This window comes from Sulfurospirillum sp. 1612 (genome assembly GCF_036556685.1).
Taxonomy (GTDB): Bacteria; Campylobacterota; Campylobacteria; order Campylobacterales; family Sulfurospirillaceae; genus JAADIZ01.
This window is the reverse complement of sequence record NZ_CP140614.1, coordinates 266,123-288,983: the sequence shown is the minus strand read 5'-3', so window position 1 is coordinate 288,983 and position 22,861 is coordinate 266,123. Positions and strand designations below refer to the sequence as shown.

27 protein-coding genes are annotated in these 22,861 nt (G+C 37.5%); 6 read left to right on the top strand and 21 right to left on the bottom strand.

Annotation, left to right across the window (positions count from 1 at the left end; all coding sequences use genetic code 11):
• Positions 1 to 15: 15 nt before the first annotated feature.
• The 4 genes from SFB89_RS01485 to SFB89_RS01470 are packed head-to-tail and all read left to right on the top strand — an operon-like array spanning position 16 to position 2,869.
• On the top strand, positions 16 to 1,110 hold the full coding sequence (locus SFB89_RS01485) for a prohibitin family protein (RefSeq protein ID WP_331775183.1): 1,095 nt from the start codon (positions 16 to 18) through the stop codon (positions 1,108 to 1,110).
• 2 nt (positions 1,111 to 1,112) lie between these two features.
• Positions 1,113 to 1,796, top strand: coding sequence for a bifunctional phosphoribosyl-AMP cyclohydrolase/phosphoribosyl-ATP diphosphatase HisIE (gene hisIE, locus SFB89_RS01480; protein WP_331775182.1), 684 nt, complete (start codon positions 1,113 to 1,115; stop codon positions 1,794 to 1,796).
• Positions 1,789 to 2,325, top strand: a complete 537-nt coding sequence (locus tag SFB89_RS01475; RefSeq protein ID WP_331775181.1) for a DUF2393 family protein — start codon at positions 1,789 to 1,791, stop codon at positions 2,323 to 2,325. The genes hisIE and SFB89_RS01475 overlap by 8 nt, the downstream gene beginning before the upstream one ends.
• A gap of 1 nt (position 2,326) precedes the next feature.
• Positions 2,327 to 2,869 carry a DUF2393 family protein gene (locus SFB89_RS01470; protein ID WP_331775180.1) on the top strand — a complete coding sequence of 181 codons (543 nt, stop codon included), beginning with the start codon at positions 2,327 to 2,329 and terminating at the stop codon, positions 2,867 to 2,869.
• 3 nt (positions 2,870 to 2,872) lie between these two features.
• Here the strand turns inward: SFB89_RS01470 and purF are convergent, their stop codons facing one another.
• The 20 genes from purF to mqnP all read right to left on the bottom strand — a co-directional run bounded on the left by purF (position 2,873) and on the right by mqnP (position 18,239).
• A complete protein-coding gene (gene purF / locus SFB89_RS01465) occupies positions 2,873 to 4,210 on the bottom strand; it encodes an amidophosphoribosyltransferase (protein WP_331775179.1) in 1,338 nt (445 codons plus the stop codon).
• A gap of 83 nt (positions 4,211 to 4,293) precedes the next feature.
• Positions 4,294 to 5,061 (bottom strand): 4-hydroxy-tetrahydrodipicolinate reductase, encoded by a 768-nt coding sequence (dapB, locus tag SFB89_RS01460; RefSeq protein WP_331776033.1) that lies wholly within the window; start codon positions 5,059 to 5,061, stop codon positions 4,294 to 4,296.
• 7 nt (positions 5,062 to 5,068) lie between these two features.
• Entirely contained in the window at positions 5,069 to 6,001 is a 933-nt protein-coding gene (trxB, locus tag SFB89_RS01455; protein ID WP_331775178.1) for a thioredoxin-disulfide reductase, read from the bottom strand.
• Between the two features lie 16 nt (positions 6,002 to 6,017).
• Complete coding sequence (locus tag SFB89_RS01450; protein WP_331775177.1) at positions 6,018 to 6,464, bottom strand: hypothetical protein; 447 nt, start codon at positions 6,462 to 6,464, stop codon at positions 6,018 to 6,020.
• A gap of 82 nt (positions 6,465 to 6,546) precedes the next feature.
• Positions 6,547 to 6,864 carry a thioredoxin gene (gene trxA, locus SFB89_RS01445; protein WP_331775176.1) on the bottom strand — a complete coding sequence of 106 codons (318 nt, stop codon included), beginning with the start codon at positions 6,862 to 6,864 and terminating at the stop codon, positions 6,547 to 6,549.
• A gap of 98 nt (positions 6,865 to 6,962) precedes the next feature.
• Positions 6,963 to 7,286: a YraN family protein gene (locus SFB89_RS01440; RefSeq protein ID WP_331775175.1), complete on the bottom strand. Its 324-nt coding sequence runs from the start codon at positions 7,284 to 7,286 to the stop codon at positions 6,963 to 6,965.
• Positions 7,287 to 8,555 (bottom strand): homoserine dehydrogenase, encoded by a 1,269-nt coding sequence (locus SFB89_RS01435; RefSeq protein WP_331775174.1) that lies wholly within the window; start codon positions 8,553 to 8,555, stop codon positions 7,287 to 7,289. It abuts the gene before it with no gap.
• Positions 8,555 to 9,769 carry an LL-diaminopimelate aminotransferase gene (locus SFB89_RS01430; protein WP_331775173.1) on the bottom strand — a complete coding sequence of 405 codons (1,215 nt, stop codon included), beginning with the start codon at positions 9,767 to 9,769 and terminating at the stop codon, positions 8,555 to 8,557. The genes SFB89_RS01435 and SFB89_RS01430 overlap by 1 nt, the downstream gene beginning before the upstream one ends.
• Before the next feature lie 68 nt (positions 9,770 to 9,837).
• Positions 9,838 to 10,653: a hypothetical protein gene (locus SFB89_RS01425; protein ID WP_331775172.1), complete on the bottom strand. Its 816-nt coding sequence runs from the start codon at positions 10,651 to 10,653 to the stop codon at positions 9,838 to 9,840.
• Entirely contained in the window at positions 10,647 to 11,534 is an 888-nt protein-coding gene (locus tag SFB89_RS01420) for a hypothetical protein (protein WP_331775171.1), read from the bottom strand. The genes SFB89_RS01425 and SFB89_RS01420 overlap by 7 nt, the downstream gene beginning before the upstream one ends.
• Complete coding sequence (gene rlmB, locus SFB89_RS01415; RefSeq protein ID WP_331775170.1) at positions 11,527 to 12,210, bottom strand: 23S rRNA (guanosine(2251)-2'-O)-methyltransferase RlmB; 684 nt, start codon at positions 12,208 to 12,210, stop codon at positions 11,527 to 11,529. The genes SFB89_RS01420 and rlmB overlap by 8 nt, the downstream gene beginning before the upstream one ends.
• Before the next feature lie 33 nt (positions 12,211 to 12,243).
• The gene (rsmI, locus tag SFB89_RS01410; RefSeq protein WP_331775169.1) at positions 12,244 to 13,068 is read right to left on the bottom strand and encodes a 16S rRNA (cytidine(1402)-2'-O)-methyltransferase; all 825 of its coding nucleotides are present in this window, start codon (positions 13,066 to 13,068) and stop codon (positions 12,244 to 12,246) included.
• A 15-nt stretch (positions 13,069 to 13,083) separates the two neighbouring features.
• Entirely contained in the window at positions 13,084 to 13,284 is a 201-nt protein-coding gene (gene rpmE, locus SFB89_RS01405; protein WP_331775168.1) for a 50S ribosomal protein L31, read from the bottom strand.
• Between the two features lie 139 nt (positions 13,285 to 13,423).
• The gene (locus tag SFB89_RS01400) at positions 13,424 to 14,092 is read right to left on the bottom strand and encodes a 16S rRNA (uracil(1498)-N(3))-methyltransferase (protein ID WP_331775167.1); all 669 of its coding nucleotides are present in this window, start codon (positions 14,090 to 14,092) and stop codon (positions 13,424 to 13,426) included.
• 6 nt (positions 14,093 to 14,098) lie between these two features.
• On the bottom strand, positions 14,099 to 14,506 hold the full coding sequence (locus SFB89_RS01395; protein ID WP_331775166.1) for a hypothetical protein: 408 nt from the start codon (positions 14,504 to 14,506) through the stop codon (positions 14,099 to 14,101).
• Positions 14,507 to 14,508: 2 nt separating this feature from the next.
• Positions 14,509 to 15,477: a GTP 3',8-cyclase MoaA gene (gene moaA, locus SFB89_RS01390; RefSeq protein ID WP_331775165.1), complete on the bottom strand. Its 969-nt coding sequence runs from the start codon at positions 15,475 to 15,477 to the stop codon at positions 14,509 to 14,511.
• Between the two features lie 125 nt (positions 15,478 to 15,602).
• The gene (locus SFB89_RS01385) at positions 15,603 to 16,283 is read right to left on the bottom strand and encodes a uracil-DNA glycosylase (RefSeq protein ID WP_331775164.1); all 681 of its coding nucleotides are present in this window, start codon (positions 16,281 to 16,283) and stop codon (positions 15,603 to 15,605) included.
• A gap of 29 nt (positions 16,284 to 16,312) precedes the next feature.
• Complete coding sequence (locus SFB89_RS01380) at positions 16,313 to 16,819, bottom strand: DUF6115 domain-containing protein (RefSeq protein WP_331775163.1); 507 nt, start codon at positions 16,817 to 16,819, stop codon at positions 16,313 to 16,315.
• Positions 16,816 to 17,349, bottom strand: coding sequence for a hypothetical protein (locus SFB89_RS01375; protein WP_331775162.1), 534 nt, complete (start codon positions 17,347 to 17,349; stop codon positions 16,816 to 16,818). Before SFB89_RS01375 ends, SFB89_RS01380 begins: the two co-directional genes overlap by 4 nt.
• A gap of 5 nt (positions 17,350 to 17,354) precedes the next feature.
• The gene (mqnP, locus tag SFB89_RS01370; protein ID WP_331775161.1) at positions 17,355 to 18,239 is read right to left on the bottom strand and encodes a menaquinone biosynthesis prenyltransferase MqnP; all 885 of its coding nucleotides are present in this window, start codon (positions 18,237 to 18,239) and stop codon (positions 17,355 to 17,357) included.
• Positions 18,240 to 18,344: 105 nt separating this feature from the next.
• Here mqnP and SFB89_RS01365 point away from each other — a divergent pair, with 105 nt between their 5' ends.
• Positions 18,345 to 19,583, top strand: a complete 1,239-nt coding sequence (locus SFB89_RS01365; protein ID WP_331775160.1) for an NAD(P)/FAD-dependent oxidoreductase — start codon at positions 18,345 to 18,347, stop codon at positions 19,581 to 19,583.
• Positions 19,580 to 20,479, top strand: coding sequence for a tRNA (adenosine(37)-N6)-dimethylallyltransferase MiaA (miaA, locus tag SFB89_RS01360; protein WP_331775159.1), 900 nt, complete (start codon positions 19,580 to 19,582; stop codon positions 20,477 to 20,479). The genes SFB89_RS01365 and miaA overlap by 4 nt, the downstream gene beginning before the upstream one ends.
• Here miaA and SFB89_RS01355 read toward each other — a convergent pair.
• On the bottom strand, positions 20,471 to 22,858 hold the full coding sequence (locus SFB89_RS01355; RefSeq protein WP_331775158.1) for a tetratricopeptide repeat protein: 2,388 nt from the start codon (positions 22,856 to 22,858) through the stop codon (positions 20,471 to 20,473). The two genes, miaA and SFB89_RS01355, sit on opposite strands and share 9 nt — an antisense overlap.
• Between the last annotated feature and the right edge of the window lie 3 nt (positions 22,859 to 22,861).

Genomic DNA, 22,861 nt, shown 5'->3' with positions numbered 1-22,861 from the left:
TAAAAAAGGAATAGAATGCCAGTAGATCTAAATGATTACTTTAAAAAGAAGAATGGAAGCGGAGGAAACAACAATGATGGCGGTGACAATAATAATCGTCGCCCAAGTCAAGGTTTTGAACCGCCTGAAATATTTAAAAATTTTGGTAAAAAGGCGGGCTTTTTGTATGTGCTCATCGCAGTCATTGCGTTGTTAGTCATATCCAAACCGTTTGTTGTTATCAATTCCGGTGAAATGGGGATCAAAGCAACAGCCGGTAAATTTGAAACTACCCCTTTAAATCCGGGATTTCACCTGTTTATCCCTTTTATCCAACAAATTTTTATCGTTGATACAAAGGTACGTGTGATTAATTATACCTCCCTTTCAGAGCAAGAGAGTATTCAAAGAGGATCGGGCATTAAAAACAAAAATGCTATTTCCGTTCTTGATGCACGAGGTTTGCCAGTCTCTATTGATCTTACTGTTCAGTACAAACTTGAGCCAAGTACAGCACCGCAAACCATCGCAACATGGGGTATGGCATGGGAAGATAAAATCATCAATCCTGTTGTTCGAGATGTTGCTAGAAATGTTGTCGGTCAATATCCAGCAGAGGAATTACCAGTACAACGAAATGAAATCGCAGCAAAAATTGACCAAGAGATACGAAAGGCGATTGAAGCACAACCGGGACATCCAGTACAACTCTTGACCGTCCAGTTAAGAAGTATCATCTTGCCACAAAAGATTAAAGATCAAATCGAAATCGTTCAAATCGCAAGACAACGTGTCGAAAAAACAAAATATGAAGTTGAAACCGCCAACCAAGAAGCACAAAAAGAAGCGGCTTTAGCGATGGGTAAAGCCAATGCAAGAAAGATACGAGCACAAGGTCAAGCAGATGCTGTCAAAATCGAAGCAGACGCTAATGCTTATGCTAATATCGAGATTGCCAAAAGTATTACATCAAATCTCTTGAAACTCCGTCAAATAGAAGTTCAAGGTAAGTTTAATGAAGCACTTCAAGTGAACAAAGATGCAAAAATCTTCTTAACTCCAGGAGGAGCGGTACCAAATATCTGGGTTGATACCAAAGATCAACAAAAAGTATCGAGTATGGGTAAATAATAGTGAATTATGAGCTTATTAATAGTATCGACTGGGATCGCTTTGCGCTGATCCCAGTCATCGCACAAGATTACCAAGACGGTACGGTGCTCATGTTGGCCTACACAAACAAAGAAGCCCTAGAACTAACTCTTCAGACAAAAATCGCACACTATTACTCTAGAAGTCGAAAAAAACTCTGGAAAAAGGGTGAGCAAAGCGGCAACACGCAAGAAGTCAAAGAGATCTATCTTGATTGCGATAGTGATACACTGTTGTTAAAAGTAAAACAAAATGGTGTCGCCTGCCATACCGGACGTATGTCATGCTTTTTTAATCGTATTGATGTCACGCAAGAGCTTCCTCCAATCGAGCAAGAGATTACCAATTACAGTCTCAGTGATACCCTCTATCATGTCATACAAGATAGAAAAAAAGCAGATCCATCAAAATCCTACGTTGCGTCATTGTTTAAAAAGGGTGAAAATTCTGTACTTAAAAAAGTCGTAGAAGAAGCAGGGGAATTTTGTTTTGCAGTCAAAGACAAAGAGGAAGATGAAATTGTTTATGAAGCCGCCGATCTTGCCTTTCATACCCTCGTAGCACTGGGGTATCGAAATATCGATCCTGAACGTGTTAAACAAGAGTTACGAAGACGCTTTGGGATGAGTGGCATCGAGGAAAAAAACAGCAGAAAAGATGGATGATTTAAGATCTTCGATACTGCTCTACATCCATCACTTTACGATCTATGACTACATCGCCTATGGTTGGCTTTTGGTCACGTTTTTTTTACTGTTATTTCTCGCTGTATTATTGGTGCGCAGATCTCCTAAGGTTTCGTTTTTATTTATAATGCTGGCGTTGGTTTTTCTCTTTGCGGGTCCACCCACACTAAAATCCATGCTAACGACTGCGATACGTCCTATTAAAATCAACGACATTCGTGTTGAGCGTTTGCATTTTTCTCAAACCCTCATCTTGAATTGGAAAGTGCAAAATCTCGCCGCAACACCGCTTAAAGATTGTAAAACTATAGTCACCATCGATAAGTCAGATGACTCGATATGGTCGCAGTTGATTCATCCATCTGATATCATTTTGCAAAAAACGTTTTATACAAGCCGTATCATGAAGCCCAATGAGGTGATTGAAAATCGTGAGATTTTTAATAATTTTAACAATAATGACGATATAAATGTATCGGATATATCTATTAAAACGGAGTGTTATTAAAATGGTGTCTTACTTTACAATCGCGCACATCATCACCTTGGTGCTTTTCTTTTTGTTATTTCTTATTTTATTGGTTTTATCGTTTAAGGAGACACGAAAAAAAGTCTTATACGCGATGATTTTCTCAAATTTTTTAGTCATCTCCATGCTCGCTCTTTTTTCTATGTTTGTATTAGATAAATATACAAAAAAGGCGGTTTTAGAACATGTCACACACGCGAGAATTTTAATCAACGAATCTCTTGTTATATCTGGTATTGTAAGAAATGTAGGGAAATTCAATATTTCACAATGCTCCATTGTCGTCAAATTGGTTAATAATGCGGTTAATTCCAATAATCTAACCGGTAGCACCCTCTATAAATCGTCAGGACTTGACTTCTTTACCAATAAAGCGGAGAACCAACAACAATCAACGATCACAGAAGATTTTGTCATCGCAAAAAATCTCAGAGTCAAAGAATTTAGAAATTTTAGTGTTTCTATGCACTATCCAGCGTATTTTAAAAAACCAAACTTGATCTATAAATTACGCTGTCGATAGTCTCTATTTGATAAAATAATCTCCATCAAAACTCACAAGAGAATACTCACGATTTTCGCCAATACTCTTTTTTAATGCGTCTATGCTTAGAAAGTGTAATGAATCTGCTTTGATATAGGTGCGAACCTCTTCAACATTTTTATTGGCACTGATTAATTCTTCGTAACTTGGGGTGTCAATACCATATTTTTCAGGATGTTTAATCGGCGGTGCGGCAATTCTCATATGAACCTCTTTGGCACCAGCATCTTTTAAAATCTTGATAATCCGTCTTGCTGTCGTACCTCGGACAATGCTATCATCCACAACGACGATTTTTTTGTCTTTTAGCAGTGCTGAAATAGGAGATAATTTGAGTTTTACTTTCATATCTCGCTTGGCTTGCGTTGGTTCGATAAAGGTTCTGCCTACATAATGATTTCTCACAATTCCCATCTCAAAAGGAATATGGCTCTCTTCTGCATAGCCTAGCGCTGCACTCACGCCACTATCAGGAACGGGAATGACCAAATCTGCATCAATAGCACTTTCACGTGCTAAGGCTCGTCCCATCTCTTTTCTGGCGGCATAAACGCTTCTTCCTTCAATCACACTATCGGGTCTAGCAAAGTAGATGAATTCAAAAGCACAAATTCTAGGTTCTGGTTCGAAGAGTTGCACACTCTCATAGTGTTCTTTTTCATTGTCGAAAATAATCATCTCACCGGGTTGAATATCTCGTATGAATTCAGCCCCCACAAGATCAAAAGCACACGTTTCACTCGCCACAATATAACCACCATCGGGCAATTTTCCCAAAGAGAGTGGTCGCACACCGTATTTATCTCTGATGGCAAACATTTTATGTCGACTTTGAATTAAAAGACAATATGCCCCTTTGATAATATTCATCGCTTCTATAATTCTGTCTCGTAAATGCTCTTGATGGCTTCGTGCAATCAAATGAATGATGTTTTCCGTATCCATAGTAGATTGAAAAATCGCACCCTCTTCAATCAAGGCATTACGCACTTCATCTTTGTTGATGAGGTTACCATTATGCACTACGGCAATCTCACCTAATTTATAACTGGCATGAATCGGTTGCGCATCTACGGTTGATTTTTTGCCAGCGGTAGAATACCTATTGTGCCCGATAGCACAATGGCCTTGGAGGTGACTCAGTGCTGTTTCTGTGAATACTTCTGTCACCAATCCTTTCTTTTTTACTTTTGTTAAAATATGTCCATCACTAACACTAATACCAGAGGCTTCTTGGCCACGATGTTGCATAGCAAAAAGAGAATAATAAGAGATTCTAGCAGAATCACTTGTACCAAAAACGCCGACTATTGCACACATAAAATACCTTCTTTTAATTATTTATTTTCATCATCAGTGATCAAAATCAACGAAATATCAGTAGTATTCGCAAATTGATGCGATTATAACCCAATACAATCGTTAATTGTATATAATCCTTTATCTTGGTTGAGTATCCATTTGGCGGCTTTGATGGCCCCTTTGGCAAATGTATCACGACTGGTTGCGGTATGATTCAATTCTATAAATTCCCCATTATTATAAAATCCAACCGTATGACGACCTACAATATCGCCACCACGAAGTGCCATAATCGCGATTTCATCTTTGCTTCGCTCACCAATAAGTCCATTACGCCCACTGACTCTCACATCTTCAAGATTCAAACCTCTTGCATTAGCGGCATGCTCACCCAAAGTTATCGCCGTACCGCTAGGGGCATCTTTTTTATAACGATGGTGTTGTTCTACAATCTCAATATCAAAATCGCTCAAACTTTTAGAAGCTATTGCGACAAGCTTATTGAGTACTGCCACGCCTAGTGACATATTGGTTGAATACAATATCGGCATCAATTGTGAGGCTTCATGAAGAAGATTTTTTTGATGTTCATTTAATCCTGTTGTACCAATCACTAAGGGAGTCGGTTTGTCTAATGCCATTTCAAGTAAAGATTCCGTCGCAAACGCAATCGTAAAATCAATCACAACATCGCTATTATCTAGCAATTGGTCATAAGATTCTGTCAAAACAGCACCCTCTGGCAAGACTCCAGGATAGGCTTCAATAGCATGCAACATGTGGGGATATGCAAGCACATCACCTTTTAGATTTTCCACCAAAAGTTGTCCCACTCTCCCCGTTGAGCCATGTATTCCTACGCGCAACATGTTTTCTTTAGTCATTAACATACTCCAATGCTTGAATTCCCGCTGTGGCACCATCTCCGGCTGCACACACAACTTGTTTTGAAGCTTTGATTCTCAAATCTCCTGCGGCAAACAATCCTTTGACCGAGGTGTGCATTTCAAGATCTACAATCACATTACCATTTTCATTTAATTCACACAATGGTGTTCCATCTTCTTGCATCAAAATTGAATTATTAACATTCATACCAACAAAGACAAAAATACCCGGTACCGCTAAATCTATTTTTCCGCCATCTTTTTGGGAAATTTTCACACCCATCACGCCACTGTTGTCGCCGTAAATCTCATCCACTGTTGCATTTAAAATTAATTCAATATTGGCATTATTTTTCACTTTTTCTACCGTCACAGGGCTCGCACGGAATGCATCTCTTCTGTGTATCAAATGCACTTTTGAGCAGATATTAGCGAGATACAATGCCTCTTCTAGTGCCGTATCACCACCACCTAAAACAGCGACTTCTTTGTCTTTATAGAAAAATCCATCACACGTTGCACACGTACTCACACCCCGTCCAAAAAATTTATCTTCACCCTTGACACCCGATCGTCTTGGTGTGCTACCGGTGCAAACTACAACACTTTTGGATTCTATTATTTCGTCATTTAAGAGTTTGATTTCAAAAATACCATCTTCTCTTTTAGAGACTCTACTGACTTCATCCATTCTATGTTTCATACCAAATCGCATGCATTGGTCTGGCCAATTTTGCATCATATCCAATCCGCTCATCACCTCAGATATTCCAGGATAATTTTCAATCTCACTACTACTCGTAATTTGACCCCCCGGCATACCTTTTTCAAACATCACGACGTCTTTTAGTCCCCCTCGTGTTGCATACAATCCTGCAGTCAATCCAGCGGGTCCTCCACCAATAATTGCTAAATCTAACATGTCTTTCCTTTTATTATTATTTTATTATTTCTATTTGACTATCTTGTTTGTAAAGACTCCCATGACTTTTTTTGATTAAAAATAGACTGGGAACTTCATAAATATTAAACCTCTGGATAAATTTCAAAAGAGAATTCATACCCGAAGTGATATAAGAGACTTCATGACTTTGGCCTCTTCTGTGTTGATATAAATCAACTGCTATTATAGGATATGTCTTATTTATTTTAGTTAAAATTTTATCAATATTTTGCATATTGGAGCTATATACCACTACGATATATTTATCATGTTTTGGAACAAAAATATCACTTTTCTCATAAAAAGTCCATTGATTAAAATCTATAAATTTATATTCAGAAAAACGATAGTTAAAATATGCAAAAGCAGCAGCGATGAGTGCTGCGCCGAAAAAAGAGGCAAAAATATAGTTGAGGGAGAATAGATTTCTCCCTCCTTTCATCGTGTTATCCATCTTGCAAGTAAGATATTCCTTTGATACATCATCAAAAATCTTTCTGTACTATGCAATGACAGTATGAGCATTATAGATATGAATTAATCTTATCTGCCAAAATTTGTTTTGAAGAAGCACCAACCATTTGATCAACTAATTCTCCATTTTTGAAGAATAATATTGTTGGTATTGATCTAATTCCGTATTTTACAGCAACATCTTGCTCTTCATCTGTATTGACTTTACAAATTTTAGCTTTACCTTCAAAGTCTTCTGCTAATTCTTCAATAACTGGGGCTATCATTCGACAAGGACCACACCATGGTGCCCAAAAGTCAACTAATGCTACGCCTTCACTTACAGTTTCATCAAAATTTGATGCATTTAACTCTGTATATTTTCCCATTATATCTCCTATGTTTGTGACTTATTTTATATGTTATATTATACAAATATTTCTTTAAAGTTACCATAGACTAAATGGTTAATTCCTAAGCGCTATGACTAACTTATATTTTCTAAAAACTCAATATGCTCATCATTCACCAGTGCAGCACTAATTTGATAATCCTTATCTTGAGGGTGCAACATCAAAAAATAATGAATCGTTTTGATAATCTTTTCCATTTTCTTTGGTGTAATTCTATAAAGGGGGTCATACTCTTTTGAGTATTTCACCTCGATAAATTCCAAAACAGAATTTTTTTCTGCGATAATATCAATCTCTCCAAATCTAGAATGAAAATTTCGATCAATAATCGTATAGCCTTGTGATTGAAGATAGCGTGTGACACGCTCTTCTGCTTTGTTCCCAATCTCAAGACTCATCTACTCTTCTATCCGTATCATGACGGGGTTTTTTCTGATAAAATCACACGCTCCAAGATCGTGTATCGCATTTTGAATATTCTTTTCAAAACATTGATGCGTCGAGAAAAGAAGTGTTGCATTTTGGGTATCACTGCTTTGTTTTTGAATAAAACTGTTGATAGAGATATCATGATCGCCTAAAATATTGGAAATCTTAGATAAGACACCAATGCGGTCTTCTACCTCAATACGAATATAATATTTTGTAAAAATATCATCAGCTTTTTTGAGTTTGAGCACACTGTTTTCGAGTATATTCTTAAAACCTAGCATTGGGGAATTGCTACCGTTTCTCACGATATCTATGATGTCAGAAATCACGGAACTCGCCGTCGCATCGCCCCCTGCTCCGGGACCATAATACATGGTTTCACCCACACAATCACCAACAACACTCACGCCATTCATCACGCCATCGACTTTTGCAATCATTGCGTTGCGATCTATCAATGCAGGATGTACCCGTAATTCAACCGCATCATCTGTCTTTTTGGCAATCGTTAATAATTTAATACTGTATCCAAATTCATTGGCAAAAAAGATATCTTCTTTGTTGATATTTTCAATTCCTTCGATGAGAATATCTTCAGGTTTTGCATCAATACCATAAGCAATACTCGCCAAAATCAAAAGTTTGTGAGCGGCATCAAAACCTCCAATATCAAAACTCGGATCGGCCTCTGCGTATCCGAGGTCTTGCGCTTCTTTTAATATCACATCAAAAGCCACGCCCTCTTTCATCATCTTGGTCAACATGTAATTACACGTCCCATTCATGATGCCTTTAATAGACTCAATATGATTGGCACTTAATCCCTCTCGTAGGGCTTTAATAATCGGAATACCCCCTGCGACGCTGGCCTCAAATCCAATAGGAATCTCTTTGGCATATTGTTGCAATTCATAACGGTGGTATGCTAACATCGCTTTGTTTGCAGTCACAACCGCTTTGTTTTTAGCTAACGCTTTTTTGACCACTTCCAAAGGTGCTTCGACGCCACCCATTAGTTCTACTACAATATCAATGCTTTCATCTTCCAAAACATCATCAATATTATCACTAAGTTTGATGTCTAAATCTCTTGTTTTATCAAGATTTTTGACAATTCCCAACACCGGAACAATCTCTTTACCTGCGCGTGCTTTGATAATATCTCTATTTTTTTGCAGAATGTTAACCACACTGCTTCCTACGGTACCGACTCCGATTATTCCAACTTTCACCATCATTTTGCCTCTAAATTCTTCAGATATTTTTTTACATTTCTTGCAGCTTGTCGTATTCTGTTTTCATTTTCTATCAATGCAATCCGTACATATTGGTCCCCATGTTCACCAAAACCAATCCCCGGACTGACTGCTATTTTTGCTTCTTTTAGTAATTGTTTTGAAAATTCCATACTGCCAAGATGTTGTGCTACCTCAGGTATTTTTGCCCAGATAAACATGGTCGCTTTAGGTTTCCCCATATCCCAACCGGCATTTGCAAAACTTTCACACAATACGTCACGTCGATTTTGATATTTTTCAACAATCTCGCCAATACACTCTTGTGGTCCATCAAGCGCCACTGTGGCCGCTACTTGTATGGGTGTAAAAATACCATAATCAAACCATGATTTTATTTTTTGTAATGCTCCAACGAGTTTTGGATTTCCCACGATAAATCCTACTCTCCATCCGGCCATATTATAGCTTTTTGAGAGTGTGGTACTCTCTACTGCGACGTCTTTGGCCCCTTTGACTTGAAAAATCGATGGTGTTTTATAACCATCATAAGAGATCTCTGCATACGCAATATCACTAATAATATAAAATCGCTCTTGTTTTGCATACGCTACCAACCTTTCGTAAAATGAGAGATCTACAGTAACGGTTGTCGGATTATGTGGAAAATTGACAACGACAAATTTTGGTTTTGGAACAGAATCCCGAAATGCTTTTTTTAATTTTTCAAAAAACATCTCCGTATCTAACTCAAATTTTTCATTATAATCTAAGCCAAATTTATGAACATTCCCGCCTGCAATAATGAAGGCATGAGAGTGTATCGGATAAGCAGGATCAGCCACAACAGCCACATCACCAGGGTTAGTAATCGCTTGCACTAAATGCACATAGCCCTCTTTACTCCCTAATGTCACAACCGCTTCCGTGTCCGGATCAAGATCGGCATCATATTTTCTTTTATACCAGTTACAAATAGCCAAACGTAATTTGTAAATCCCTTTACTCACGCTATAGCCATGTGTTTTATCTTTGCTAACAGAATCTACTAATTTATCAATAATATGCTGAGGCGTTTTACCATCAGGATTCCCCATTGAAAAGTCTATGATATCATCGCCCGCTCTTCTGGCTGCCAATTTTATATCATTAATTTCTGCAAATACATAATTTGGTAATCTCTCAATCGTGTTAAATCTAATTTCGTCAAACATCGTTCTAATCCTCTTTCAAAAAGTTCTTTTTATCATTTTCTATCGTGATTGTGTCTATTCTCTAGCGGTTATTTTTTCAGATATACGCTTAACCCGCGCTTTATATTGTCCAAAGTATAAATATCACTAATCCTGATGTATTTGCAATTCTCAGGAACACGCAACGTAATCGCATACGTTCTCTCATCTATTTTTGTTTGAGAGATTAAATGCAACCCTTTATCCAAAAACAACACCAAAGGAAACCAATGGTCCGCTAAACTGGTTCTAATCTTAATAGATTCTGCCTGATCACTCTCAATCCAATACGGTTGTATTGGTTTGGATAGATCCACTCTTGTATTTGGTTCTAAGTGCAAGGCATTAAGCTTTGCATCATGAGAATCAATCTCATACACCCATTGTTCATCACTCTGTTTTACAATATCCACTATCTTGCAGCCTCTTTTTTCAAGCTCTTTAGCAAACAAGGTCGGATTGATAATACGCTTTGTTTTTAAGTTAATAGTCCAACGAAATTGCTCAGTACTCTTTTTTGCCTCTTGGGTTAGAAAATAATTATATCCCACCGCCTCAAGCGATTCACTCACGATACGCGTAAATATCAGTGGGTTTTTATCTGTGACAAAAGTAATATGCAACGACATCGGCCTCGCATAAGAGAGTTTCAATAAACCATTATCTTGTAAGACTTGTATGACCTTGAGACTGTTGATATTACCATCAGATTGTTTATAAAAACTATTTTGATTTTTAAACAAGATTTTTATCAAATTTTCTTGCTTGGCATAACTTTTTTGCCCCATAAAACTGATAATTTTTTCTTGTAGATTTGCCGATGCAAAGGTACTCAAAAGTAATACTAAAAAGATATTTTTTACCAAAGAGTGCCTCGATTAAGTTTTTTGAATTCTTCTTTTGATATTTCAGTGAGTTTTCCATCTTTGATCAGAAAATCAAGTGGCTCCATCCTCGTATACTCCGTGCTCACCCCTTTGAAATGCATCGTAAAATCTCCATGCCCGGTTGTAATTAATTGGTCATTTTTCGGATCAATCGAATAATTACCATCTCCCACATACGAGGTTCTTTTGTAGGTATTTAAATCGATAATACCAATCCATAATTTTTTATTCGGCTCGATAAAACTCTTTTTATCCACAGGAGTAATAGGCACTTCATTGGTTTTTTTGGTTTCATTTTGGTTGATAGCAATCGTCTCTGTCTCTGTTGCATTCACCGAAGGGGCAACGCTTTGATTGACATCACTTTGATTCTCTTCTATCACCGCGGTAGTATTTGTCTCAGGCACGATGATTTCCTGCGCTAATGTTTTTTTCGCTTCACTCACAGCAGGAGTCTCTTCATAGGTGTAATTGATATCTTTTTTTAAGACGGTATTTTCAAAAAAATTCAGTTTTTTATCCAAAAACATATAAGCCGCATACAAAATAGCTACCAATATCACAAAGGCTAACAGTGATACGACAGATTTCGGAATTTTCTTACTTTTTGGGGCAATAAAAATCTTTTGTTCTTCAGGCTCTGGTATTTGCGCATCCCAATATGCCCGCGCTTCGTCCAGCCAATCGCTCAAGTCCAGCTGATATTCTCGCGATATGATTTTTACAAACCCGATAGAATTTGTCTTATTGAGCTTGTCGAAATCTGAATTGATGATGTATTCTAAAAATTTAATTTCAATATGTGTCTTCTTTGAAATCTCTTTTAAGCCTATCTCCTCCAGAACCTTTATGCTATCCATTCACTATCCTATCACACAATATTGCGGTTGCTGCACCCACGTTTAAAGAGTCAAATTGTCGAGCCATATGAATCGAAACGATATGATCTAGTTTGGATTTTACCTTAGCCGGTATGCCATCCCCTTCACTTCCCATCATCAAAGCTTTTTTAGAATTAAACTCAAACCCTCTTACATTCTCCCCATTCATGTCAGCACCATAAAGTGTAAAGCCGACTTGTTTTAGTTCATTGATTAAATCTAGCGTATTGCTATACAGTACGATTGGAATCTCAAATATAGCACCGCTACTCGTGCGGATTAGCGATTCTAATTGAATATTTTTAATGCCGCTGATGATAATAGCGTCCGCTCCGAAAACATATGCCGTTCTGATAATCGCTCCGATATTACCAACATCAGTAATCCCTTGCAAAATTATAATAAAAGCATCTTTTTTGACATCCTCAAAGCGAGCAAATTGTAAGTTTTCGATATGCGCAATAAATCCTTGGTGATTGCCACCATGACATAATGCTTGCGCTTTCATGTTATCGACCAAACTCACATCCGAGCACGCCCGTGTTATTTTTGAAAAAAGTTTTTGATCGCACTTCTTGGCTAATTGGACTTTAATCAGTTTATTTGGATATTTTTCTAGTACATGTAAAAAAAGTTGTTTTCCGTATATTATCATGCATTTATTGTATCTAAAATAGCTTAAAAAGTACTATAAATTGTCTATTTTAGAGACACTTTTGTAGCATGCTTTAATACTCATTCCTGTGAGTTTTGCCAATAATTTTGCTTTTTGTTTTGGAGGTATGTCCAGTGCTTGAATATCCATCTCCGTGATGGGTTCCCCCTGTTGCTTGGCTTTAGGCTCTAGGACCAAAGACCACTCGCCTTTGGCATTAATCGTATTTGAGAATTCTGGAAACTCACAGCACAAACCGAAAAATTTTGTCTCAAATTTTTTGGTTGCTTCTTTAATAGCAAATAATTTTCTATCCGGACACATTTTGGCTAATTCAAGCGACAACTTGGCAATACGATGCGGAGATTCATAGAGTATCGTAGGATAAATAGAATCAATCACAGAAGAGAGCGCCTGTGTTCTATCGTTGCCTTTGTGGGGCAAAAAGCCATGAAAAAGGAATTGTGACATATCAAATCCGCTTGAAGCATAAGCTAAAAGAGCCGCATTGGCACCAGGTAGGACTTCATAATCAATCTGATGTTCTTGACAATACTGAACCAATACAGCACCAGGGTCACTCACGCAAGGCATCCCCGCATCACTCATAAACCCAACGGTTTTAGAAAAAATATCAGGGTCTATCTCTTGAAGCACTTTAGTATCATTATGCGAATGAAAGGCTATATATTGGTCGATTTTAAATTCTAAGTTATGTTTAATGGAGAGTAGATTGAGTAATTTTTTTGTAACGCGGGTATCTTCACAAAAGAGGATTTGTATCTCACTAAGAAGCGCTAAACTTCTAAGTGAGATATCATCTATATTTCCTATCGGTGTAGGAATTAAATATACCAAAATATTTTAGAAAAACTATTTTAAATTATATTTTTTCTTAAATTTTTCAACTCTACCGGCGGCATCCACTATTTTTTCACTGCCCGTGAAAAAAGGATGGCATTCATTACAGATATCGATCTTGATTTCTGGTTTATTAGACATTGTTTCAAATTTATTTCCACAAGCGCAACTGACCGTACAAGCGACATATTCAGGGTGAATATCTTTTTTCATTCTTATCTTCCTTCAAATTTATATAAAGTGCCCTAGTATCCTAGTAATAATTAACATTAACTTAGCAGTAGGCTTTTTAAGGCCCACCGCTATATAGGGGGGAGGGGAAACGAAATTATAACACAATACTCTTAAGATTTCAAGTTAATAGATGGGAGCAGAGACTTAAAAGTGCCGTTTCGCTTCTTAATATCATCGGCGTTTGCAAGCCCACCCTTTTTTCAGGGGGAAATAAATCCCGCTCAGCAGACGAAAATCCTCCTTCACACCCAATCAAAAATGTTGTACCATCTGTTTCATTTTTGAGTCTATTTTCACTAAAATCTATAATCTTACTATCAGGATAACGCGCGACATATGCGGCTAAAGTATCAAAAACTTCGAGATGCATCAAATGGCTTCGTCCACATTGTTGTGACGAGTTGATTAAAATACGCTTGAGGCGGTCTAAGTCAATCTTAAATTGTTGTTGTGAAAATTCACAATATACAAAACTGATGGTTGAGACGCCCAGTTCATTGAGAAAAGGAAGTGTTTTTTCAATCATCTTAGGGTCTACGACACACCAACCCACATGAATGGCTTTTTCTGCTTCAATTTTGAGATATTTTTCTCCGATTAAATCCAAATTGGCATATTTTTTATTGATAGATGTAATCGTGTACTCATACAAAATATCATCAATCATATTTCGCACAAAAAGCCTATCTCCAATCTTGGCGCGTCTGACTTTCAGAACATGGGAATAGGCTTTGGCATCTAGGGTTAGTGTCGCATCTTTTGCCAGCTCATGATATAAAAATTGCATCTATCCTCACATATAAGCAACAGCCATTGTAATGATGATTAGTGCCATATCAATCAAATGCTTTCTTTTTGAAAATTTTATAAATCGACCCAATCGCACGGTATCATCACGACGCAGGGATTTAAACTTTTTGTAGCGTTTAATCGTACTAATCAAGATGATAAACCACACCACAATCATCAACAATTCACTGTATTGAAAATTAAATCTTGCCAATCCCAGTAGCACCAATCCCGTAAAAATCACCGTAGCTAATGCGAGGTAATAAAACGGTAACATACCGCGAAAACGTTTCACTAATCCATCATAATCTAATTTATTATTAATAATAAAATAATTCACCGCAGCAAAAATCAGCGTGATGCCAACCAAAGCACTGTGTAAATGCAGTGTCATCATAAACGTTTCATCCATTGTCACCCTCCTGTTTCATAAAAAGCACGTTCTGAAGTCTCATTTTCATTATCTTCACTCCATTTGTTTTTCTCAGGCTTGTTCTTCAATACTGTCTTGAGTACCTCTGTCGCTCCTTGAATATCACCTTTTTGTACAGATTCTTTAATACTCATCGCCTCATCAAAATAGAGACACGGAATCAACATCCCCTCCGCCGTCAAGCGAATACGATTGCAATCTTCACAAAAATCGTGCTTATGCGGGTCAATAATACCAAAGCGATACCCATCTTCAAGCTCAAACAGATGAGCAGGAGAAGACCCGACACGCCCCACTGCTTTAAAAGGATATTTTTGCGCGATGATTGCTTGTATCTCTTCTGCTTTTAGGCCTTGCAATTTATCTTTGGCATGTTTGTTTTCCATATATTCAATAAAACGAATACTCATGCCTCGTGATTTTGCAAATTCCAAAAGATCAAGCACTTCGCCAGAATTAATGCCTTTGAGTGGTACGGTATTAATCTTCACACCCAAACCGACACGTTGCGCTTCATCAATGCCGGCCATAACATGTTTAAAAACATCTTTTTGCGCAATTTTCATCGCGATTTCCGGCTTGAGTGAATCAAGAGAAATATTGACACGTTTTAATCCCGCATCTTTAAGCTTTTGGGCACACTGTTTCAAAAGAAAACCATTGGTGGTGAGTGCTAGGTCAATATCACTACGATAATCGCTAATCATCTTGATAAATGTATCAAGATCTGCACGCAATAATGGCTCTCCTCCTGTGATACGAATTTTGTTGATTCCCTCATCTATCCCTACTTTTATAAATAAAAATAGATCTTCAAAACTGAGTAAATTCTCTCTTGGTACCCAAGAAAAGGGCTTTTCAGGCATACAATACTGACATCTAAAATTACAACGTTCTGTGACTGAAATCCTCAAATAATTTACGTTTCTACCATATCCATCTACTAACATAATGAATCCTTTAATATAATCGATCGATTTTTTCACTAAACTAAATTAACCGAATTATACCTTTATCAGCTAACAATTATATAAAATAAAAAATTATATTACTTCTGTGAGAATTATGTCATATATCATGACAAATTTAGCAACTTCATAGGGGCAAATAAAGTCAGTGCTGTGGGGTCTTTTATGAAGCTGACATTATACGGATGTGGCATCTTGTGAAGCGTATACGTTTGGAGGAATGGTAATTTCTTTTCAAGCATTTTGGCCGTATTACCAAAGAGAATAATTTCGATATTTCTATCTTTCAATGTTTGCAACAATGTATCCATAAAGGGCAAAAAGGCACGGGCATGTCGCATCGTATTTTTTTTAGATGTAAAAATCAAAGAAGTATTGAGCAATAAAACACCGTTTTTTTCAAAATTTTCTTTTAAATCAAAAATCGTTCTAATATATCCCTCTTTAGGAAGTTGTGAGATGGCTTGCTGCGATGTATTATCATGGGGCAATACGCCCTGTGCCACACACAGCATTTTGATGAAATTTCTCAAACTTGTCGCTTTGTTGACCGGCTTTGATAAGCCCGTATCGGTGAAGATCTCATCCACCAATCCATCAATAAAAGCATAGCCTATGGCACTCTCTTTTCTAGGATAGGGATCTTGCCCAAATAAGATGTATTTTGTATCTTCAAGTCGCAGAGTTTTAAAGGCATTGAGAAAGGTATCATGATGAGGAAAATACCCGCGATCTTGTTCTAGAAACTCTCGATACGGCTGGTCCAAAGCATCATAACATGCCCGCACAATTTTTTGCCAAGAAGGATGGACCATCATCACTTCAAATTCGCTAGTTTTAAAATCAAATCAACTTCTCCAATACCGATGCGCAAATCTTTGGCTATCATGGCTTCGCTTTTTCCAGATTTGTACTGAGAAATAATCGTTTTTTCATTGGATTCGGTATTATTGATTTGAGAAAAGTTTTTCTCTTTTGTACGATGCTCCAAAGCATCAATACGATTGGTTTGTTCATCTTGAAACGTTTGCATAATCTCATCGATTTCTTTGATAGACTGGATAATTGGGGTCAAAGAATTTTGCACTTCAAAGGCAACTTGCTGGGCTACTTCGGTTCTAAAAGCCTCCAAATCAAAATCATTGCTCTTGGATAGGTTTTGAATCTCTTTGGAGAGTTGGTGATGTTCATGATTGAGATCTTCGATGATTTTTTCATAAATACTCAATTTTTTGGCGACTTCTTGGTCACGAAGCATCATAATAAAAAACAATACGGCCACCAAAATCCCTAATGCAATCAATCCTGCAAATTCAATATTCATGATATTCCCTCTTTCATGGCCTTCATCTCACGAATCAATGCACGTTCTCGTGCACTAAGATACGCACTCCAATCTTTATTGTCTTTATCATGAATCAAAAAGATTTTAGCAATCTTTTCATCCAGCGCAACAAAAAATATCGGAATTTCCCGCTTGGGAAAAACTGGCATCAACACTCTACCATAATATTTCACATTAGGAAGCAAACTCGCCTCTTGGAGACGAAAGTGTTCAAAACCTATAGCCTCGATATTTGCCGCTAGAGAGAGGGGCAAGAAATCTGGTTTTTCATCTTTGATATAAGCACTCAAATCATCGATTTTTCGGTGCAATTCTATTAAAAGTGTCAACAATACCGGATCACTCTCTGTGGTCTCTCCTCTTGCTTTGGCAAGTTTCAGCCATTGTCCTACAGTATCCTCATCCGCATTGGAAAGTTGGTCATACTCCCGTTTGTATTTTTCATCTTGTTTATCAATCTCATCAAAGACAATCTTCAAAGGGGCCGCTACAAAACGAATATCACTCATAATCGCTACACTCCGTTCATAAAAAATCTATCCATCCATATAAAAATAAAAAAGATGATTCCAAGATAGCCATTGAGCGTAAAAAATGCTTTATCAATCTTGGAGAAATCTTTTGCAACAATGCGATGCTCTTTATAAAGTATTATAGCAGATATTATAATCCCAAGGTAAGCAAATATACCCAAATTGGCTAGATACGCAAACAAAATCCAAAATAAAATAGTTTGTGCATGAAAGAGTTTTGATATAAAAAAGGTCGCCTCTTTGCCATATTTTGATGGAATCGAAAAAAGATTATGAGCTCTATCATACTCCATATCTTGTAATGAGTACAACAAATCAAATCCTGCTACCCAGTACATCACACCGATACAGAGCATCACCGCCCATATCGGGATGGATTCGCTCACAGCCACAGCGCCTGCAATCGGTGCCAATCCCAAAGAGAGTCCCAAAACCAGATGGGCCGTTTCAGAGAAGCGCTTAAAGACCGAATACCCTCCAAGCACTATTAAAATTGGAATAGAGAGATAAAACGCCAACGTATTGATAAAATATGCCACGACAATAAAAATCAAAGCATTAATAGCAATAAACCCTAGCATATTGGCCTCACCTACGCGACCATCAACACTGGGTCTCTCTTTGGTTCGGGGGTTAAATTTATCAATATCTTTATCCGCCCATCGATTAAATGCCATCGCAAAACTTCGGGCACTCACCGCAGCCAAAAGTCCTAAAATCAACAATTTCCAGCCAAACCACATGGTATGATGCAACAACGATGATGAGACTATCATCGCAATAAATATAAACGGTAGCGCAAAAATGGAGTGTTTAAAGACAATCAGTTCATTGATGCTTTTTAAAATATCTAGATACTTCTTCAATGTTTCCCTTTTACAAATTTTAGTCACAAATTTTACAATAAATGAGATTAAAAGTGTTATAATTTCGTATAAATACACGATAATTTGCTGATAAGGGAGAGAGATATGAGAGATGTCATCATTGTCGGAGGCGGTGTTGCGGGATTGATGTGTGCTTATGCTTTACATAAAAAAGGCAGAAAGGTCACCATCATAGACAAAGGCAATATCACCGATGCAACCTCTTTTGGAAATGCTGGAATTCTCTCTCCTTTTGATGAAAATCCACTCTCAAGACCGGGCATTTTACGCGATACCTTAGCCCTCATGCTCAAAGGTCAAAGTCCACTCAAAATCTATCCTACGATGGATATCATGATACATCGTTGGCTTTTGAAATTTTTGATGAATGCAACCCAACAGCGCGTGAAAAAGACTCATGCTCTATTTGAGCGCTATGGTCATCTTACCCTCTCATTGTATCAACAAATGCTAAAAGAGAGTGGTATGGATTTTGATTTTCATCAAAATGGTCTCATGATGCTCTATACGCAAGAGGCATCTTTTGAAAAACAGATTAAACAAGCCAAAAATCGCTCCACGTGTGAAATCTTGGATAAATCTGAAACTCAGAAATTGGTTCCCTTTGCGAATAATGATATTCAAGGCTCCGTTCTTTTAAAGCGTAATGCCCACTTAGACCCAGGCTTGATGATGCGCACCCTTCATCACTACCTTGAGGACTCTGGTGTGGAGTTTATATTAGAAGAAGAAGTGATTGATTTTAAGTTGCGCTTTGACGCAGTCGAGAAGATCATGACCACCAAAAACAGCTACCAAGCCGATACGATTATCTTTGCGACTGGAGCACACACAGCAATTGCTCGCAAAACGGGTACGGAGTTGATGCTCACCCCTGCCAAAGGCTATAGCATCACATTTGAAATGGATGCTGCACTCAAGCCTAAGGTGCCTATTATTTTTGCCGATCAATTTATCGGCTGTGCCCCTAGAAGAGAGGATATGAGAATTACTGGTAAACTTGAAATCGCCAACAAAAATCGCTTTGTTGAGCGCGAAAAGATTGATACCATTATTAAGAATTTCAAAAAATATAGCATCGACTTTGAGATGAAAAATCAAAAACATTGGGCGGGATTTCGTCCTTTGACCCCTAATGACATGCCGCTCATCGGCCGCGATGAAACGTACAAAAATCTCATCTATGCCACCGGACTTGGCTGGCTTGGTGTGACTTTTGGACCAGCAATCGGTGAGATTATCAGTGAGATGGTAGTCCGCAATCAAACAAACCAGGAAAATACCGATATCTTACTCTTTTCAGGATTTTATCAAGGATCATGAAAATCTTAGCAATATTAGGTCCAACAGCCTCAGGGAAGACGGCATTATCACTCGATTTGGCCCGTAAATTCAACGCCAATATTCTCTCTTTAGACTCTTTAAGTATTTATAAAGAAATAGATATAGCCTCTGCAAAACCGACACTTGAAGAGCGTGGGGACATTAAACATTTTGGAATTGATGAGATTTATCCTCATGAAAATTTTAATGTTTCTTTATATTTTGATATCTACAAAAAAGCACAAGCATGCTCTATCAAGGAACACAAAGACCTCATCATCGTAGGCGGTACCGGTTTTTACTTAAAATCATTGCTTTGCGGATTGAGTGAAAAACCTAAACTCTCCCCACAAAATCGTGCTAAAGTCACACAAATCATGCAAAATTTAAGTCACGCTTACGACATCATGGTTCAAAATGACCCAAAATATGCACAAAAAATCTCTCCCAATGATTCCTATCGTATCGAAAAATGGTTGGAGATATTTATACAAAGTGGACTCGATGCCAGCACCTACTTTAGCACTCATCAACAAAAACCACTCATCAATGACACCCTCCCTTTGTTTAATATAGACGTACCAAGGGATTATCTTGCCACGCGTGTTTCCAAAAGAACGCATGAGATGGTCAAGCAAGGATTAATCGATGAAGTTGCCTATCTTGAAAAGCGATATACAAGAGCGCCCAATGCACTCAAATCCATCGGAATCAAAGAGACTTTAGCGTACCTAGATGGACTCTACACCAAAGAGGAACTCGAAGAGCATATTACGATGAATACGCTAAAACTCGCCAAGAGACAGCGGACTTTTAATCAGACACAATTTCAAAATATTACCAAAGGCTCACTTGAAGAGATTGCAAGCAAAGTAGCTAAAGAGTTTCTAAAGTAGACTCATGTTTTCAATACAAAGAGATTTCCAAGCACTAGCGCCCTTGATTTTAGAACAAGTCTCAAAATATGATTTTGCACCAGAATCATCTTTGAGTTTGACACTTAATTCACCCAACTCATAGAGACTTCGTGCCTTGTCATTATCATCTAATTTTTGCGTTTTTAGACGTTCGGCCACCGCTAGGGCTTCTTTTGGTTTTCCGATGCGTTTTAGCGCATCAATCAATAAGAATTCAATATTAGGGCTGTGTAGTAAAATCTGATATTTATCTTGCAAGGCCATAATATCGCGTGCATATTTAATCAATAACAAATCATCTTGTTTACGACTAGCATAAAGTGCCATTTGATAGTACAACTCGGTATTTTTAATATTATTGGGCCATTTTTTTGTTATGCTATCTAAAATATTGAGCGCCTTATTGTATTGCTTTAGACTGTAATAGGTTCTAAAAAGGCTTCGATACGTTGTCTCTGATGGACTCTTTTTCAAGATTTTTGACAGGGCCATCAAATCTTTTTCCAATGAAGGAATCCCTTGGTAGGCTAACAACTTGGCTTTGACATTAATCAAACGCTCTAACCACCCAAATTTGTGATTCAAATCACCAGCTGTGGCCATTGATTGTGCGAGTTGATTCGCCTTTTGATACCTTGATGTACGCATCAGACAGGTGAACAGTTTGGCTTTATCTTGAATATGATGTAACTCTAATTTGTGTGTTTCAAGCACCAAGATAGCACGCTCACATGCGTGATTCTTGAGATCTTGATCCACAAGAGCATATCCTGCTTGATATAACAATGCTTTGGAGCTATTTTTATCTTCATTTTTTATGCTCATCAGGAGGTCTTTCATCTTTAACACCTCAGCATATTGCCCATTTTTTATGAGTAATTTTGCTTTTTCAATGATGGCTTTATCTTTGATAAAATTATTATATTTTCCAATTAAAACATTATAATAATTTAAAAGTTTTGTCTCATTGTTTTCATCGGTCTCAAAGAAGAGTTCATCAAGCGCGCGATTGACATGATCGATATAATCTCCATAAGGATAACGTTTTTTATACGCTTCATAGCGGGCATATGCCTCTTTGATATCCCCATGTTTTGCATGCCAATCTCCGCTCTCTTTTAGCAATAACTCACGTTGGGCATTTGGGTCTTTTCCTAAATTCTCCAGTAACATATCGCTCAATTTTGCGGCCATTCCCGCTAATCGATTTGCGGCTAGTTTTTCTGCTAATTTTTGGGTTACGAGGGTATCTTGAAGTAGATAGTTTTTATTAGCATCCAATACTTTAGCAAGATAATCTTTAGCTTCTTGGAGGTTGCCCATGTCAATATTACTATTGGTCAAATGGATGGCCGCTTCAGATGCAATATCTAAATCTTTCGTACTGTAAAGGACGTCTTTATAGAGTTGGATGGCTTTTTCTTTTTTCCCTTTTTGGTATAGGGAATCAGCAAACGCTAAGATGGCTTTCTTGGTATAGGGATTTTCTGGATGTTCATTCATGAGGATATCTAGAAAATATTCAACATCTGCACCAGAGCCAATTCTTAGATAATCTTTCACCAAAAGATACAGCACTTCAGGGATATTTTCACTCGAAGAAAATTCTCGAATCCAAGCTTTTGCCTCTTTTGCTAAATCCGCATCACTGTAATGATTGCTCCGCTCATCGGATTCATTTTCTAGTATATGATCTAATGCATTGAGTTTGTAGCGCCATAAGTCGCTTTTAAAAATCGTACTTGGGTATTTTTTTAAGGCACTCTCCACATCACGAATCGTACTGATATAATCCTTGTTTTCATACTCTTTTTGTATTGTCAAATACGCATTGATATCATCTCCTGCTGCGTACGAAATCGGTGCTCCATTTAAATCAACTGGCCCGATATAAGGCATTTGGTATTGTTCGTAAGTAATCGGAAAATTAATGCCTTCAGCATGGTCTTTTTGACCAAATGGTGGCTTGTTATAAAGGACAATCACCCAGTGTTTTGCGCCTTTATGATTTTGTGCTTGATGCACGTTTTTCATACTATAAAGTGGTGCTTTGATGACACTAATACGTGATGCAACTTTGGGAATTATTTTGAGAAAAAATCTATCATTTTTATTGAGAAAATCGATATCAACCAGCTTTAATTTTTTACTTTCTATCGGGCTATCAATCGTCTTATTAAATTCACATAAATACTCTTTTTTATCCAGCGGCAAAGGTACTGTTTTGCAATCTATGGGTTCGTGATCTATAATATGCAGCACAGCATAAGAGGATTGCTTCTCTTTAGCACTATTTAAAAAAATATTTAAAGCAAAAATTTGAATACTCGAAATGAGCAATAGCAGTAAAACTTTCATAGG

Excerpts from the sequence above, each read along its gene's own strand:
- SFB89_RS01420 (WP_331775171.1), bottom strand. The coding sequence starts at position 11,534 with ATGGATAGCATAAAGGTTCTGGAGGAGATAGGCTTAAAAGAGATTTCA.
- SFB89_RS01380 (WP_331775163.1), bottom strand. The coding sequence starts at position 16,819 with ATGAATATTGAATTTGCAGGATTGATTGCATTAGGGATTTTGGTGGCC.
- SFB89_RS01450 (WP_331775177.1), bottom strand. The coding sequence starts at position 6,464 with ATGAAAGGAGGGAGAAATCTATTCTCCCTCAACTATATTTTTGCCTCT.
- SFB89_RS01395 (WP_331775166.1), bottom strand. The coding sequence starts at position 14,506 with ATGGATGAAACGTTTATGATGACACTGCATTTACACAGTGCTTTGGTT.
- SFB89_RS01375 (WP_331775162.1), bottom strand. The coding sequence starts at position 17,349 with ATGAGTGATATTCGTTTTGTAGCGGCCCCTTTGAAGATTGTCTTTGAT.
- rlmB (WP_331775170.1), bottom strand. The coding sequence starts at position 12,210 with ATGATAATATACGGAAAACAACTTTTTTTACATGTACTAGAAAAATAT.
- trxA (WP_331775176.1), bottom strand. The coding sequence starts at position 6,864 with ATGGGAAAATATACAGAGTTAAATGCATCAAATTTTGATGAAACTGTA.
- SFB89_RS01470 (WP_331775180.1), top strand. The coding sequence starts at position 2,327 with ATGGTGTCTTACTTTACAATCGCGCACATCATCACCTTGGTGCTTTTC.
- SFB89_RS01365 (WP_331775160.1), top strand. The coding sequence starts at position 18,345 with ATGAGAGATGTCATCATTGTCGGAGGCGGTGTTGCGGGATTGATGTGT.
- SFB89_RS01475 (WP_331775181.1), top strand. The coding sequence starts at position 1,789 with ATGGATGATTTAAGATCTTCGATACTGCTCTACATCCATCACTTTACG.
- SFB89_RS01485 (WP_331775183.1), top strand. The coding sequence starts at position 16 with ATGCCAGTAGATCTAAATGATTACTTTAAAAAGAAGAATGGAAGCGGA.
- SFB89_RS01430 (WP_331775173.1), bottom strand. The coding sequence starts at position 9,769 with ATGTTTGACGAAATTAGATTTAACACGATTGAGAGATTACCAAATTAT.
- trxB (WP_331775178.1), bottom strand. The coding sequence starts at position 6,001 with ATGTTAGATTTAGCAATTATTGGTGGAGGACCCGCTGGATTGACTGCA.
- SFB89_RS01435 (WP_331775174.1), bottom strand. The coding sequence starts at position 8,555 with ATGGTGAAAGTTGGAATAATCGGAGTCGGTACCGTAGGAAGCAGTGTG.
- purF (WP_331775179.1), bottom strand. The coding sequence starts at position 4,210 with ATGTGTGCAATAGTCGGCGTTTTTGGTACAAGTGATTCTGCTAGAATC.
- miaA (WP_331775159.1), top strand. The coding sequence starts at position 19,580 with ATGAAAATCTTAGCAATATTAGGTCCAACAGCCTCAGGGAAGACGGCA.
- SFB89_RS01400 (WP_331775167.1), bottom strand. The coding sequence starts at position 14,092 with ATGCAATTTTTATATCATGAGCTGGCAAAAGATGCGACACTAACCCTA.
- moaA (WP_331775165.1), bottom strand. The coding sequence starts at position 15,477 with ATGTTAGTAGATGGATATGGTAGAAACGTAAATTATTTGAGGATTTCA.
- dapB (WP_331776033.1), bottom strand. The coding sequence starts at position 5,061 with ATGTTGCGCGTAGGAATACATGGCTCAACGGGGAGAGTGGGACAACTT.
- SFB89_RS01355 (WP_331775158.1), bottom strand. The coding sequence starts at position 22,858 with ATGAAAGTTTTACTGCTATTGCTCATTTCGAGTATTCAAATTTTTGCT.
- SFB89_RS01440 (WP_331775175.1), bottom strand. The coding sequence starts at position 7,286 with ATGAGTCTTGAGATTGGGAACAAAGCAGAAGAGCGTGTCACACGCTAT.
- rpmE (WP_331775168.1), bottom strand. The coding sequence starts at position 13,284 with ATGAAAAAAGATATTCACCCTGAATATGTCGCTTGTACGGTCAGTTGC.